This is a genomic window from Pigmentiphaga aceris (assembly GCF_008119665.1).
Classification (GTDB): domain Bacteria; phylum Pseudomonadota; class Gammaproteobacteria; order Burkholderiales; family Burkholderiaceae_B; genus Pigmentiphaga; species Pigmentiphaga aceris.
The window spans coordinates 3,759,723-3,772,641 of the sequence record NZ_CP043046.1 but is presented as its reverse complement, the minus strand read 5'-3'; the positions used below and the strand labels follow the sequence as shown (position 1 = coordinate 3,772,641).

Here is a 12,919-nt window from a genome sequence, read left to right as displayed (position 1 = left end):
CGAATCGATCAATAGTTAGTAGAAGTCGAGCTGAAATGACGTATCTCGAAACCACCCCCGATGCCCACCCCGACTATCGGGATGAGAAGAAAAACCGCATCGCGTCCTTCGCCAGCGACGAAGAGTTCCGTGCCCTGTCCGTGGCTTGGCGCGCTGCTGCGCTTGAGCGCAAGTACATGAACAACTTCTCGTGGCTCGGACGCCCGATGATCCAGCTGCCCATGGACGCCATGGCAATGCAGGAGATCATCGCTGCGGTCAAGCCCGACCTGATCATCGAAACCGGCGTGGCGCACGGCGGCTCGGTGCTGTTGTCTGCCTCCATGCTGGAACTGCTGGGTCATGGCGAAGTCCTGGGTATCGACATCGATATCCGTCCGCACAATCGGCAGGCAATCGAAGCTCACCCCTTGGCCAAGCGCATCACCTTGATCGAAGGGTCCAGCGTTGCCGACGACGTGGTCGCCAAGGTCAAGGAAGTCGCTGCGGGCAAGAGCAAGGTGCTGGTGTTCCTCGACTCCAACCACACCCACGAACACGTGCTGGCTGAACTCAATGCGTACGCCGGTCTGGTCAGCGTGGGCAGCTACTGCGTGGTGTTCGATACCTTCGTGGAAGACCTGCCTGACGATTACGTCTGGGCCGATCGTCCCTGGGGCAAGGGCAACAATCCGAAGACCGCAATCTGGGAATGGATGAAGAGCCATCCCGAGTTCGAGATCGACCGCTCCGTGGAAGATCGCTTGCTCATCACGTCTGCACCAGACGGTTTCCTTCGCCGTATCGCCTGAGCGGTCTGTCACGTCGTGCAAACCGGGCCAGGCAAAGTGCTGTCCGGTGCGCGGCGTTCATGTGTTTTCTAAGTTCGGTACGGTTGCCAATAAGGTAGGCATTATGTCTAACGATCCGCGGGATCTCGATGGTGAGAAGTTGCGCAAGGCCCTGTTTCTGCTGGGCAGAAACGAGGCGCTGCGCCTGGAACTGATGGACTGGCTCAAGCGTGCTGAAACACGTTTTGATGCGTCGGTCGCAGTTCGGGACGACATCACGGGACCTATCGTCGACGCAATCAATACGTCTGACGATCTGTACGAAAAGACCCTTGAGAACGGAACGCGCTTCAAGTTCCTGTTCCGCACGAAGATTGCGCGCGACTTCATTCTGGCTGATCGTGAGCACCCCACCCACGTGTGGGAGCCGCAGACCACACGTCTGTTGGCCTATCTGGCGGGCCACACCGATGGCGACATTCTGATTGGTGGTGCCTATTTCGGTGACCACGCCATGTCCTTGGCGCGTCAGATTGCCGACGCCGGTCGGCAGGTTCATTGCTTCGAGCCGGATACCGCCCAGTCGGCCATGCTGGAAGGCAATGTCGAACTGAACGGCCTGGATAACGTGCGTATCCACCGCCTGGGCTTGTGGCGCGAAAGCAAACAACGCCTGCGTTTGACCGGCTTCGATTCTTTCGCCAATGCCGTGGTTGCCGACAGCACTGAAGAAGGTTTCGATACCGTCACCATCGACGATCACTTCAATGAACTGCAGCGTCATTGCGGTTTGCTGATGCTTGACATCGAAGGTGGCGAGATCGACGCGCTGCAGGGTAGTGCAGCGGTACTGGCCAAGGACAAGCCCGCCATCGTGTTCGAAGTGCATCGCGACTACGTGGATTGGACCAACGGCTTGCAGAACACGCCCATCTGCTCACTGTTGATCGCGGCGGGCTACGACGTGTATGCGTTGCGCGACTTCCACACCAACCAGGAAATGGGGGATCGTCGTATCGAATTGATCCCGGCTGCGTCGGTCTACCTGGAGGGGCCTCCGCATGGCTTCAACATGCTGGCAGTGCCGTCGGCTGCGTTGCTGGATGACCCGGTCTTCCGCATTGTCGAAAATGTCAGTCCCAAGCTGCTGAAACATCGGCGTGCCGATCTGCATCATCCGCTGGATGGCTTGCCAGAGTGATGGAAAAACGATGGATTCAACTCGCGTGAATCCATCGTTGCTGACCTTGATTTGTCCTTTCTGGTCAGCCTGGCTGGGTTAGCCCAACCTATTTAGCCCAGCATATCCAACGTGAAGTAAAACGTCGCCCCCTGCCCAGGGGCCGACTCTGCCCACACCTGCCCGCCATGCCGGCGAATGATCCGCTTCACCGTCGCCAGCCCGATGCCGGTTCCGGTGAAATCCCGTTCATGGTGGAAGCGCTGGAATGCGGCGAACAACCTGCTGGCGTGCCCCATGTCAAAGCCGGCACCGTTGTCACGCACGAAATACACCGTAGAAGATGAGCGGGCGAAACTGCCGAATTCAATACGCGCGTCCGGAATCTTGCTGCTGAACTTCCAGGCATTGCCCAGCAGATTTTCCAGCGCGGCATTCATCAGGCCAACGTCACAATCTGCCGAAATATTTTCGGCGATGTTCACCACGACTTCCCGTTGCGGATCGCGTGCACGCAGGTCGGCCACGATTTCCCGCACCAGGTGTGACAAGTCCACCCGCTGGCGTTCCAGCTCGCTCTGGTTCATTTTCGCCAGCGCGATCAGGTCGTTGATCAAGCGACTCATGCGATGGGTGCCCTGCACGATGTGGCTCAGATAATCCTGGCCCATTTCGTCCAGCTGCGGCCCGTAATCTTCGCGCAGCAGGTCAGTGAAACCTTCTACAGCACGCAGCGGTGCCCGAAGATCGTGTGACACGGAATAAGAGAAAGCCTCCAGTTCTTCGTTGGATGCTTGCAACTCTGCGGTCCGTTTGGCGAACTTTCGCTCCAGATCGATCTGGTTTCGGCGGGCTGCCTCCTGGCGCTCGATGCGCGACGTGATGTCCTGCGCAAAGCCCGATACGCCTTCTGCGCGGCCCTGGTCATCGACCACACACTGCAGTTCGATCTCGAACCAGCGCGGCTCATCGCCTACTGGCCACATCTCTTCGAAGCGCTTGCGCGCACCCACGGTCATCATCTGCTGATTGCGCAGCGCGTAGGCGTGACCAAGCATCGGCGGCCACAGATCGCCGACCGACACGCCGATGCATTCATCGGCAGATTTGGCAAATAATTTTGCGTAGCTGTCTGTGACAAAAACGTGTCTTCCGTTGATGTCGATCATCCAGGCAATCACCGGTAACGAAGTGAAAGCACGTCTGAGGGTGTCGGCGTCCGCTGTCGGGTGAAGCAGTACGCGCGGCAAAATCTGTGTCATTACGCAGCTCTAAGCAGGTTATGGCTGACATTGTGTAGGACTTTTTCTTACACGTCGAACGGCGCGGAACCGTACGTCAGCAACATCTTGTTTCTGTATGGTCCCGTAACGACTGTTTGCGCATAATTCTGTTCATGGGTTAACCCGCAGTTGCCGCGGCCCATCGCTCGGTACCGAGTTGGTGCTGATCTCTAGGAAGTAACATGACTATGCGCCTTGCCGAAGACCTGATGATCGACGCATCCGAAGAAGTCTCTTCCGTCCGCCAGCCTGCCGCCCGCTCTGCGGTGCAGCGCCTGAACGACGAGATTCGTGACGCCAACCTTACGTATCTCATGCTGGCTCAGCAACTGATTCGTGCAGATCGTTCCGAAGCGCTGTATCGGCTTGGTCTGTCTGGCGAAGTGGCCGACATTCTCGATTCGCTGACCACCGCCCAGGTGTTGCGCGTCGCGTCGTCCAATATGTTGCTGGCTCGTTTCCGCTTCGACGACTCGATGGTGTGGAGCCTTCTGGCCTCGCCCAAGCGTGATGAAGCACCGTCCCGCATGCATGCTGCCATCCTGATGGCCAGCCGTACCACCACGGAATCGGTCTGATCATGGCGCGCAGCGTTCTTACTGAAGCCCGTCAGATCGACATTGCCCGCGATCTGATCGAACTCGATGCCCGCCTCCAGGTGCTCGAAGCCGAGGTGAGTCTGTCGCGCGAGCGCCTGTTGAGGCTGTACCGCGAGGTCAAGGGCAAATCGCCCCCGAAAGGCATGCTGCCTTTCTCGACTGATTGGTTCATGACCTGGCAGCCGAATATTCATTCGTCGCTGTTCATGAATATCTATCAGCACCAGTTCAAGTCAAGCGATCTTGAGCCAGTTGAAGCGCTGATCCGCGCTTTCCGCCTGTACCGCGAACAAGTCGAAAGCCTGGGCATGCCCGAAGTGCTTTCCGTGACGCGCGCCTGGCGTCTGACGCGTTTCTTCGGTGCCGGCATGCTGGGCATGACCGAATGCACCTCTTGCCGAGGCCATTTCGTCACGCACAGCTTTGAGCTTTCGCATCAATACGTGTGCGGACTGTGCAATATGCCGTCTCGTGCTGGCAAGACTCGCCAGGCAGTGGTTGGCCGGGAGCCTGCTACGACATGTGCCGCGTTCTGATCATTGACGACAATTCGCTTACCCGCCGCCTGACTCGCGCGTGGTTGCAACGACTCGGCCAAAGCGTCGATGAAGTTGCCGACGGCGCGACCGCGTTGGCGCAGCTCGGCCTGCATGGTGCTGGCGCGTCCAGCGGCCGCACCAGCATGTCGGTCCTGCCCGACGTCATTCTTCTCGACATGGTCTTGCCTGACACCGACGGTTGGTCGGTGTTGCGTGCGATCCGCGCCGATGCGCGGCTCGATGGGGTCGCGGTCTATTGCTACAGCGGAACGGTCGCTGTGGGGGCCGAATTGAACGGTTTTGACGGAACGATTGCAAAGTCGGGCAGCTACGAGCGGTTTCGCGATGGATTTTCATCGCTTACAACTCGAAACCAGGCCTCAAGATTTGGCGCGTGCTGCCGAAAACCTTTCTATGGCGATGCTCAGGTCTGAGTGATTCGCAGCGGCTGCAAGCAGGCCACGTTTTTAGGAGCGACGACGAATGCTCGTCATCGTTGGTTATCTGATCGTCATCTTGTCCGTCCTGGGCGGCTTCATGCTCCACGGCGGGTCGCTTGGTGCATTGTTCCAACCTTTCGAATTCCTGATCATTGCAGGTGCTGCACTGGGCGCGTTCGTCTGTGGCAATTCCGGCAAAGTGGTCAAGGCATCGCTCAAGGCGCTGCCGCAAACCCTGAAGGGCTCCAACTTCACCAAGCAGCGTTATCTTGACCTGCTGGCGCTGCTGTACGAAATTCTGAACAAGATCCGCCGCGAAGGCCTGATGTCGGTGGAAGGTGACATCGAGGAACCGCATGAAAGCCCGATGCTGCAAAAGTATCCGGCGCTGCTGGCCGATCATCACCTGATCGAGTTCCTGACCGACTACCTGCGTCTGATGGTCAGCGGCAACCTGAATCCGCTTGAAATCGAAGCCCTGATGGATCAGGAAAACGAAACCCACCACCACGAAGCCCTGATTCCCGCACAAGCCATTCAGCGCGTGGCCGACGGCCTGCCGGCATTCGGCATCGTGGCCGCTGTGATGGGCGTGGTGAACGTGATGGGATCGGTGGGCGAGCCGCCGTCGATTCTGGGCGGCAAGATCGGTGCTGCACTGGTCGGTACCTTCGTGGGCATTTTGCTGGCGTACGGTTTTGTCGGTCCGCTGGGTTCGGTGCTGCAGCAAAAGGCAGACGAGAGCTCCAAGCAGTTCGAATGCGTGAAGGTTGTGCTGTTGGCGAGCCTGAACGGTTATGCCCCGGCGCTGGCTGTGGAATTCGGTCGCAAGATCCTGTTCTCGACCGAGCGTCCGACCTTCTCCGAACTCGAAGATACGGTCAAGGGCCGCAAGCCCGCGTAAGCGGCTTGTGTTCAGCGACCACAGTAAACGGACCTAATCATGGCTGCAGTCAAGGGCGCGGCGCCCATCATCATTCGCCGGAAGAAGAAGGGCGGCCACGGCGAACACCACGGCGGCATGTGGAAGATCGCGTATGCCGACTTCGTGACCGCGATGATGGCCTTCTTCCTGCTCATGTGGCTGCTCAGCTCGGCCTCGCAGGCCGACCTGGGCGGTATCGCCGACTACTTCAATCAGCCCATGAAGGTTGCGATGGCGGGCGGTCAGTCGTCGGGCCAATCCAATTCGGTGATCGTTGGCGGCAGCGAACTTTCCATTCAGAAAAAGCAGATGCGTTCGGGTGCCGAACTGGAAAAGATCGACCGTGACGCCCGTGCACGCATGGAAGTACAAGAGAAGAAAAGTCTGGAAGGCTTGAAGACCAAGCTTGAGGCGATGATCTTCAGCACGGAAACGCTGCGGCCTTTCAAGAACCAGATCCTGTTAGATCTGACAGACGAAGGCCTGCGTATTCAGGTAGTCGATGCACAGAATCGACCCATGTTCGACGTGGGCAAGACGGTGCTGAAAGACTACAGCCAGACGATTCTGATCGAACTGGCGCGCGCTTTGAACGGCGTGCCCAACAGCCTGTCGCTGTCCGGGCACACCGATTCCAGTACCTATTCCTCGGGTAATGCGGGTTACAGCAACTGGGAACTGTCGGCGGATCGCGCAAATGCGGCCCGACGTACCATGCTTGCGGCTGGCACGCCACCTACCAAAATTCTGCGGGTTGTCGGTCTTGCCGATTCGGTGCCGTTCGACGCCAATAATGCTAACTTGCCGGCCAATCGCCGCATCAGCATTGTGGTCATGAACCGCCGCAGCGAAGAGTACGTGAAGACCGGTGGCGCACCGGTCGCGATTCCTGACGCACCCGAAACACCGTCTTTGACCGAAGCGATTTCGATCAAGCCGGCGTTGACGCCTACAAATTGATTCACTGAGCAACTGGTTCGGCTGAATGCCGAATCCACGGAGAAATACATGGGGACTAGCGACAACCGTCTCATGGACATGATCGACGAGAAGGCCCGCCTGGCCGGTTCCAATAAAATGGAGCTGCTGCTGTTCTCGTTGGGCGGGACCGAGATCTACGGGATCAATGTGTTCAAGGTGCGTGAGGTTTGTGAAATCATGCCTCTCACGAAGACGCCGAATGTTCCGCGCGGCGTGGAAGGCATCATCTCGCTGCGAGGCGCGATCCTGCCGGTCATCGACCTGGCCACCGCGATCAACATGCAGCTCGACGCACCGCGCACGAAGCTGCTGATCACCGAGTTTTCGAGCCACACGCAGGCGTTCCAGGTGGCCGATGTCGATCGTATCGTTCGTATCGACTGGGATCATGTGAAGTCGCCGCAGTCCATGCCGGCCAACACAATGAGCTTCATGACGGCGCTTACCGAGTTGCCCGATGGTAAGCTCGTGTCCATTCTCGATGTCGAGCAGATTCTTTCTTCCGTTATTGGCGAAGACAAGGTCCCGACCGGTATCGAGGATATGGCGCCCGAACACAAGGCCAACGTGTTCTTCGCCGACGATTCCGTCATTGCACGCAAGAAAATTGTCGAAGTTCTGGACAAGCTTGGTCTGCCGCACCAGCACGCCATCAACGGTGCCGAAGCCTTGGAAAAACTCAAGGCAATCGCTTCGCGTGCCGAAGCTGACGGTGTCGCGCTCGAAAGCGTGCTGGGTCTGATTCTCGTCGACGCAGAAATGCCCGAAATGGACGGCTACGTGCTGACCCGACACATCAAGTCGGATCCGCGCTTTGCGCGCATCCACGTGGTTATGCATTCCTCCTTGTCTTCGGTCGCCAACAAAAAGCTTGGTCAGCAAGTCGGCGTGGACGCCTACGTTGCGAAGTTCGATCCCGTCGAGTTGGCCACCATGATCACCAGTCACCTCGTGCCCACGAAGGCTTGAAAGAAGACACATGAACCAGGACGACTTGAAATTTCTGATCGTCGATGACTTTTCGACCATGCGGCGCATCGTGCGCAACTTGTTGAAGGAAATTGGCTACAACAACGCCGACGAGGCGGAGGATGGCCAGATTGCTTTGAACAAGCTGCGTAGCGGCGCGTTCAATTTCGTGGTCAGCGACATCAACATGCCGAATATGAACGGCTTTGAATTACTTCGCGAAATCCGCGCAGACGAGGGTCTGAAAAAGATGCCCGTCCTGCTCGTGACCGCTGAGGCAAAGAAGGAAGACATTGTGCTGGCGGCCCAACTTGGCGCCAACGGCTACATCGTCAAGCCCTTCACCAAAGCCACCCTCGAAGACAAACTTCTCAAAGTCGTCCAGAAGATGACCGGAGCGGCATGATGTCCCGCGATACCGAAGACCTAGAAGCCCTGTTCGACCAGATTTCCTCCGAAACGTTGGCGCGGCTGGATGCGCAGGCTCCGGCGGCACCGGCGGCCTCGCCGTCGGCGAACGATGCAAAGCAATCCGCACCAGCTGCTTCGGCAGCCGGTGGTGAGGATGGCGACGTATTCTTCCAGCGCATCGGTATCCTGACACGACAGTTGCATGATGCCCTGCGCGAGCTGGGCTATCACGAAAAAGTCGAGCATGCGGTCAGTACCTTGCCTGATACGCGCCAGCGCCTGGACTACATTGCCCGTCTGACCGGACAAGCCGCAGATCGTGCCTTGTCCAACGTCGAGAAGGGCCAGGACATCCAGGGTTCGCTTGAAGGCGAAGCACTCAAGCTCAATGCACGTTGGGACAAGCTGTATGCCCGCGAGCTGAGCGTGGAAGAGTTCAAGGTGGTCGCTGCCGATACGCACGCTTTCATGAAGCGCGCCAGTACCGATGCAGTGGCGACTCAGGCTTTGTTGACCGACATCATGATGGCGCAAGATTTTCATGATCTGACGGGTCAAGTGATCCAGAAGGTACTGAAACTTGCCTCCGATTTCGAAGCGCAATTGGTAAAGTTGCTGGTCGAATCCACGCCCGCAGACAAGCGCACGGCGCAGACCGACTGGATGAACGGTCCGGTGGTCGATGCCAAGGGTCGCGACGATGTGGTGACGAGCCAGGCGCAAGTCGACGACTTGCTTGAAAGCTTAGGTTTCTGACGCAAAGGAGCAAAAGGTGTCCGCCTTTGCCGAAATGAACGATCTGCTCGTCGATTTCCTTACGGAAGCCGGCGAGCTCCTGGATGACGTCGACAGCGGTCTGGTCGACCTGGAGCAGCGCCCGAACGATAACGGTCTGCTCAACCAGGTTTTCCGTGGTTTCCACACGGTCAAGGGCGGTGCCGGCTTCCTGGAAGCAACGGCACTGGTCGAACTGTGCCATCGCGGTGAGAACCTGCTTGATCTGCTGCGTAGTCACCAGCTGCAGATCACGCCTGAAATCATGGACTTGATCCTCGCCGCCACCGGCGAGGTGCGTCGCATGTTCGGCGAAATGGAAAGCGGTCGCATGCCTTCGCCCGCGCCTGCAGCATTGCTGGCCGGACTTGAGGCTGCTGCGCGTGGCGAGACCGTGGATACGCGCGCTCTGCGTGGCGATATCCGCGACGTGGAATCCATCGCACCGATTGCTGCTGCGCCTGTCGCATCCGTTCCACATGTTCCGCACGATCCCAATTCGCCCGACTGGCTCGGTTACTACCGTGCTGCTTTCGGTGAACCCAAACACGGTGAAGGTTCGCCGGGCGCTGCAACACCTGCCGCTGAATATGCACCGCAGCAGTTGCTGGCTCCGAAGACGGGTCAGGCAGTTGCCGCACCCCAGGTTCAGCGTTCGCCTGCGCCGGCAGCTGCACCGCGTCCGGCACGGGGTGCACCGCAAGGTGGTAGTGCTGTCACCAAAGAAAATACGATCCGCGTCGATACCGCGCGTTTCGACCAGATTCTGAACTTGTCGGGTGAAATCGGCCTGACCAAGAACCGTCTGAATTGCCTGCGCGACGCGCTCAACGGCGAAGGCGTGGACGCGGAAGGCGCAAAGACTGTAGACACAGTCCTGAGCCAACTCGACACGCTGGTTTCCGATCTGCAGTCGGCAGTCATGAAGGCGCGGATGCAGCCGGTTGGTCGTGTGTTCCAGAAGTATTCGCGCCTGGCGCGAGATCTGGCACGTCAGCTGGGCAAGGATGTCGACCTGGTCATCACCGGTGCCGACACCGAGGTCGACAAGACCATTCTGGAAGAACTGAACGATCCGCTGGTTCACTTGATCCGTAACTCGGTTGACCATGGTATCGAGACCATTGAAGAGCGCCGTCGTATCGGTAAGCCGGAGCGTGGCACGCTGCACGTCTCGGCACGTCAGACCGGCGACAGCATCGTCATTGAAGTTACCGATGACGGCAAGGGCATGGACGCCGAAGTCATCCGTCGCAAGGCGGTTGAAAAAGGTGCCATCACTGCCGAAGAAGCAAGCGTTCTTGATCCAGCGCAATGTCTGGCACTGATTTTCCTGCCAGGATTCTCCACCAAGGCGGAAGTGTCCGATCTGTCCGGCCGCGGCGTGGGCATGGACGTGGTTCGCACGAACATCGAAAAGCTCAAGGGCCGTATCGATATTCAGTCGGTCCCCGGAAGCGGTTCGCGCATCACGATTTCTCTGCCTTTGACGCTGGCGATTCTGCCTGTGTTGATGCTGGAACTGCTGGGGCAGGTCTACGCCTTGCCGCTGTCGTCCGTGCGGGAAATCATTTCGGTCGACACCACCCAGATTCAGCGTGTGGGTGACTGTCCCTCGATCGTGATTCGTGGGCGTGTGTTGCCCATCTTCGATCTGGCCACCTTGATCGGTCTGCCGCGTGAAAAGCCGGCAGAGGTTGCTGTTGTGCTGTCTCATGGCGACAAGCAACTCGTATTGACCGTCGACGGTTTTGTCGGTCAGGACGAAGTCATGATCAAGCCGCTGGAAGGCATTCACCCCAAGGGTGTTGCAGGTGCCACGCTGTCGGGAGACGGCACGCTAGTCTTGGTGTTGGAAATGCGCGAGCTGCTCGAAGGCTTGTACTAATCCTCGCTGTATCTCGGCCGGCCCGTCCGGGCCGGCCCATGTCGGAATTGATCGATAAAGGCCGCACCCAATGTTGGTAAGCCAGGCAGAGCCGCGCGCGCTCACTGAATCTTCATTCACATCGACGCGGCATGCTTCCGCCGCACCACCCAATCCGTCCGCCCTCAGGCGTGGCTACGAAGCGGTGGAGCGTGCGATCTTCAATACCTTGTCGCGCAAACTTGCCGGCAATCTGATCATCGTCGCCATCTGGCCGGTATTGGCCTGGATTGCCGTGGCAACCGGCCGTGGCCAATGGCTGCCGTGGATCGCAGGCATTGGCGTGCTGGCAGGTATCGGTGCCTTCCTGTACTTGCACCACCTGATCGTGCGGCCGGTGCAGCAACTGACCAGCATGATGCGAGACATCGGCCAAGGTGCCGGTGACCTGTCGCATGAAATGCCCACCTTCACCCACGACGAATTCCGCGATCTGGCTCAGGCCTACAACGACTTCGCGGTCCGCCTGCGCGGCATCATCCGCGAAGTGCGTCGACTGGGTGTGCAGGTTGCCTATGAATCTGCAAAAGTAACCGCACACGTCACGGCGTCTGCCGACATGGCACGCAAGCAGGACAACCTGTCTGGCGCGGCCGCTGGTTTTGTGGCGCAGACCGCCGAACAAATGGGCTCCACGGCGGGCCAGGCAAAAGAAATGGCATCGTCGACCGAGCATCATGTGTCGGTTGCCAACAGCTCCTTTGCCGACTTGGAACAGGCGTCCAACAGTGTTGGTCGTGTGCGTGACCAACTGGTCGAATTCGGCACTGTGGTGGAACAGCTGACACTCAGCTCGCAGTCCATTGAGAACATTGCCAAGCTGATCAGCGAAATTTCTGATCAGACTAATCTGCTGGCGCTCAATGCTGCCATTGAAGCCGCCCGTGCGGGCGAAAGCGGCCGTGGTTTTGCAGTGGTTGCCGATCAGGTGCGATTGCTGGCTGAACGCGTCAAGGGCGCCACCGGCGAGATCTTCGAGAGCATTCGCAGCATGATCGAGCTGGCCGATGGTACCAGCCGTCGTACCTCCGACATCACGGTGCAGGTGCGAGACGCGCAGCAAGTCATCGGTCGTGCCACGGAAGGCTTCTCGGCCATGGTCCATGACCTGGGCGTGATGAGCGAACACCTGTCGGGCATGAGCCGTGACATGTCGACGGTGGCAGTTGCCAACAACACCGTGCAGCAGCATGTCGTGGACATCCGCGAATTGTCGGGTGGGCTGGTCGGCAAGATGCAGGAATCGGAAGTCTCCACGCGCGAACTGTTCACGGCAACGGAGGACATCTGCGAGACGACGGCGCGCTTCCGAATCGGCGACGAGGTCTATGAAACGATTCTTGAACGGGTAGCTGCCCAGCGCGATCGTGTGCAGGCATTGCTGGAAACCGCAGCCGGCCGTGGTCTGAACCTGTTCGACACGGCTTATCGCCCGGTCACCGGCACCAATCCGGCCAAGTTCCGTACCTCGTACGACGATTCGATCGAAGCTGAATTGCAGCCGCTGCTGGACGAAATCGTCAAGCAAGTCGATGGCGGTGTGTTTGCCATCGCGATTGATGAAAACGGCTACGCGCCTGCACACAACAGCTTCCATTCACATCCGCCCACCGGCAACCCCGACGTCGATCGCGTGAAAAGCCGCAACAAGATGATCTTCAAGGATCAAGTCGGTCAGCGGGCAGGGCGCAGCAAGGACCCGTTCCTGTTGCAGACCTACTGCCGTGATACCGGCGAAATTCTGAACGATCTGTCTATGCCCTTGTTCATCAAGGGCCGCCACTGGGGCGCGCTGCGCCTGGGCTTCCACCCGGAAGTGCTGTTGAAGTGAGCGTGGGCGGCTGCGCAGGGTGATCCACCCAGCAGCCGCACCTTCTTGGCGATGCCCCCCGTGGCCGCACTCCGTGGCCATACCCCGGGCGGACCTCGATGAGGTCCGCAGCGCGCTCGCGCCGCCTGCCCGAACCTCTCCCATCCTTGCCCTTCCTGCCCCTGTATCACGCCCGATTTTGCGGCGGTAACGATACGGGGAGGAATAAGCCTCGGTTTCGACCACTTGTTCTGCGTTTTGACACAGGGTGTTACGCGGAATAATGCCATCCATTGAACTGGATAGCGGTG

General features: G+C 58.7%; 13 protein-coding genes. 12 read left to right on the top strand and 1 reads right to left on the bottom strand.

Annotation, left to right across the window (positions count from 1 at the left end; genetic code table 11):
- Nucleotides 1-35 precede the first annotated feature (35 nt).
- Together FXN63_RS16365 and FXN63_RS16360 are read left to right on the top strand one after the other, a co-directional pair.
- A complete protein-coding gene (locus FXN63_RS16365) occupies nucleotides 36-791 on the top strand; it encodes a cephalosporin hydroxylase family protein (RefSeq protein WP_148816289.1) in 756 nt (251 codons plus the stop codon).
- 103 nt (nucleotides 792-894) lie between these two features.
- Nucleotides 895-1,971 (top strand): FkbM family methyltransferase, encoded by a 1,077-nt coding sequence (locus FXN63_RS16360; RefSeq protein WP_148816288.1) that lies wholly within the window; start codon nucleotides 895-897, stop codon nucleotides 1,969-1,971.
- A 92-nt stretch (nucleotides 1,972-2,063) separates the two neighbouring features.
- On the opposite strand, the gene FXN63_RS16355 is transcribed toward FXN63_RS16360, so the two are convergent.
- Nucleotides 2,064-3,212: a sensor histidine kinase gene (locus FXN63_RS16355; protein WP_148816287.1), complete on the bottom strand. Its 1,149-nt coding sequence runs from the start codon at nucleotides 3,210-3,212 to the stop codon at nucleotides 2,064-2,066.
- Between the two features lie 230 nt (nucleotides 3,213-3,442).
- On the opposite strand from FXN63_RS16355, the gene flhD reads away from it, so the two are divergent.
- From flhD to FXN63_RS16305, 10 genes are all read left to right on the top strand, one after another.
- On the top strand, nucleotides 3,443-3,811 hold the full coding sequence (gene flhD, locus FXN63_RS16350; protein WP_148819429.1) for a flagellar transcriptional regulator FlhD: 369 nt from the start codon (nucleotides 3,443-3,445) through the stop codon (nucleotides 3,809-3,811).
- Complete coding sequence (gene flhC / locus FXN63_RS16345; protein WP_148816286.1) at nucleotides 3,811-4,368, top strand: flagellar transcriptional regulator FlhC; 558 nt, start codon at nucleotides 3,811-3,813, stop codon at nucleotides 4,366-4,368. The genes flhD and flhC overlap by 1 nt, the downstream gene beginning before the upstream one ends.
- The gene (locus FXN63_RS16340) at nucleotides 4,353-4,805 is read left to right on the top strand and encodes a response regulator (protein WP_148816285.1); all 453 of its coding nucleotides are present in this window, start codon (nucleotides 4,353-4,355) and stop codon (nucleotides 4,803-4,805) included. The genes flhC and FXN63_RS16340 overlap by 16 nt, the downstream gene beginning before the upstream one ends.
- Before the next feature lie 49 nt (nucleotides 4,806-4,854).
- Complete coding sequence (gene motA, locus FXN63_RS16335) at nucleotides 4,855-5,715, top strand: flagellar motor stator protein MotA (RefSeq protein WP_148816284.1); 861 nt, start codon at nucleotides 4,855-4,857, stop codon at nucleotides 5,713-5,715.
- Between the two features lie 39 nt (nucleotides 5,716-5,754).
- Complete coding sequence (gene motB, locus FXN63_RS16330) at nucleotides 5,755-6,696, top strand: flagellar motor protein MotB (protein WP_148816283.1); 942 nt, start codon at nucleotides 5,755-5,757, stop codon at nucleotides 6,694-6,696.
- 72 nt (nucleotides 6,697-6,768) lie between these two features.
- The gene (locus tag FXN63_RS16325) at nucleotides 6,769-7,686 is read left to right on the top strand and encodes a chemotaxis protein (protein ID WP_246164849.1); all 918 of its coding nucleotides are present in this window, start codon (nucleotides 6,769-6,771) and stop codon (nucleotides 7,684-7,686) included.
- Between the two features lie 10 nt (nucleotides 7,687-7,696).
- Nucleotides 7,697-8,092 (top strand): chemotaxis response regulator CheY, encoded by a 396-nt coding sequence (cheY, locus tag FXN63_RS16320; RefSeq protein ID WP_148816281.1) that lies wholly within the window; start codon nucleotides 7,697-7,699, stop codon nucleotides 8,090-8,092.
- On the top strand, nucleotides 8,089-8,853 hold the full coding sequence (locus FXN63_RS16315) for a protein phosphatase CheZ (RefSeq protein WP_148816280.1): 765 nt from the start codon (nucleotides 8,089-8,091) through the stop codon (nucleotides 8,851-8,853). Before cheY ends, FXN63_RS16315 begins: the two co-directional genes overlap by 4 nt.
- Nucleotides 8,854-8,869: 16 nt before the next feature.
- Nucleotides 8,870-10,759 carry a chemotaxis protein CheA gene (locus tag FXN63_RS16310; RefSeq protein ID WP_148816279.1) on the top strand — a complete coding sequence of 630 codons (1,890 nt, stop codon included), beginning with the start codon at nucleotides 8,870-8,872 and terminating at the stop codon, nucleotides 10,757-10,759.
- A 184-nt stretch (nucleotides 10,760-10,943) separates the two neighbouring features.
- Nucleotides 10,944-12,629: a methyl-accepting chemotaxis protein gene (locus tag FXN63_RS16305; protein WP_187394921.1), complete on the top strand. Its 1,686-nt coding sequence runs from the start codon at nucleotides 10,944-10,946 to the stop codon at nucleotides 12,627-12,629.
- Nucleotides 12,630-12,919: the final 290 nt, after the last annotated feature.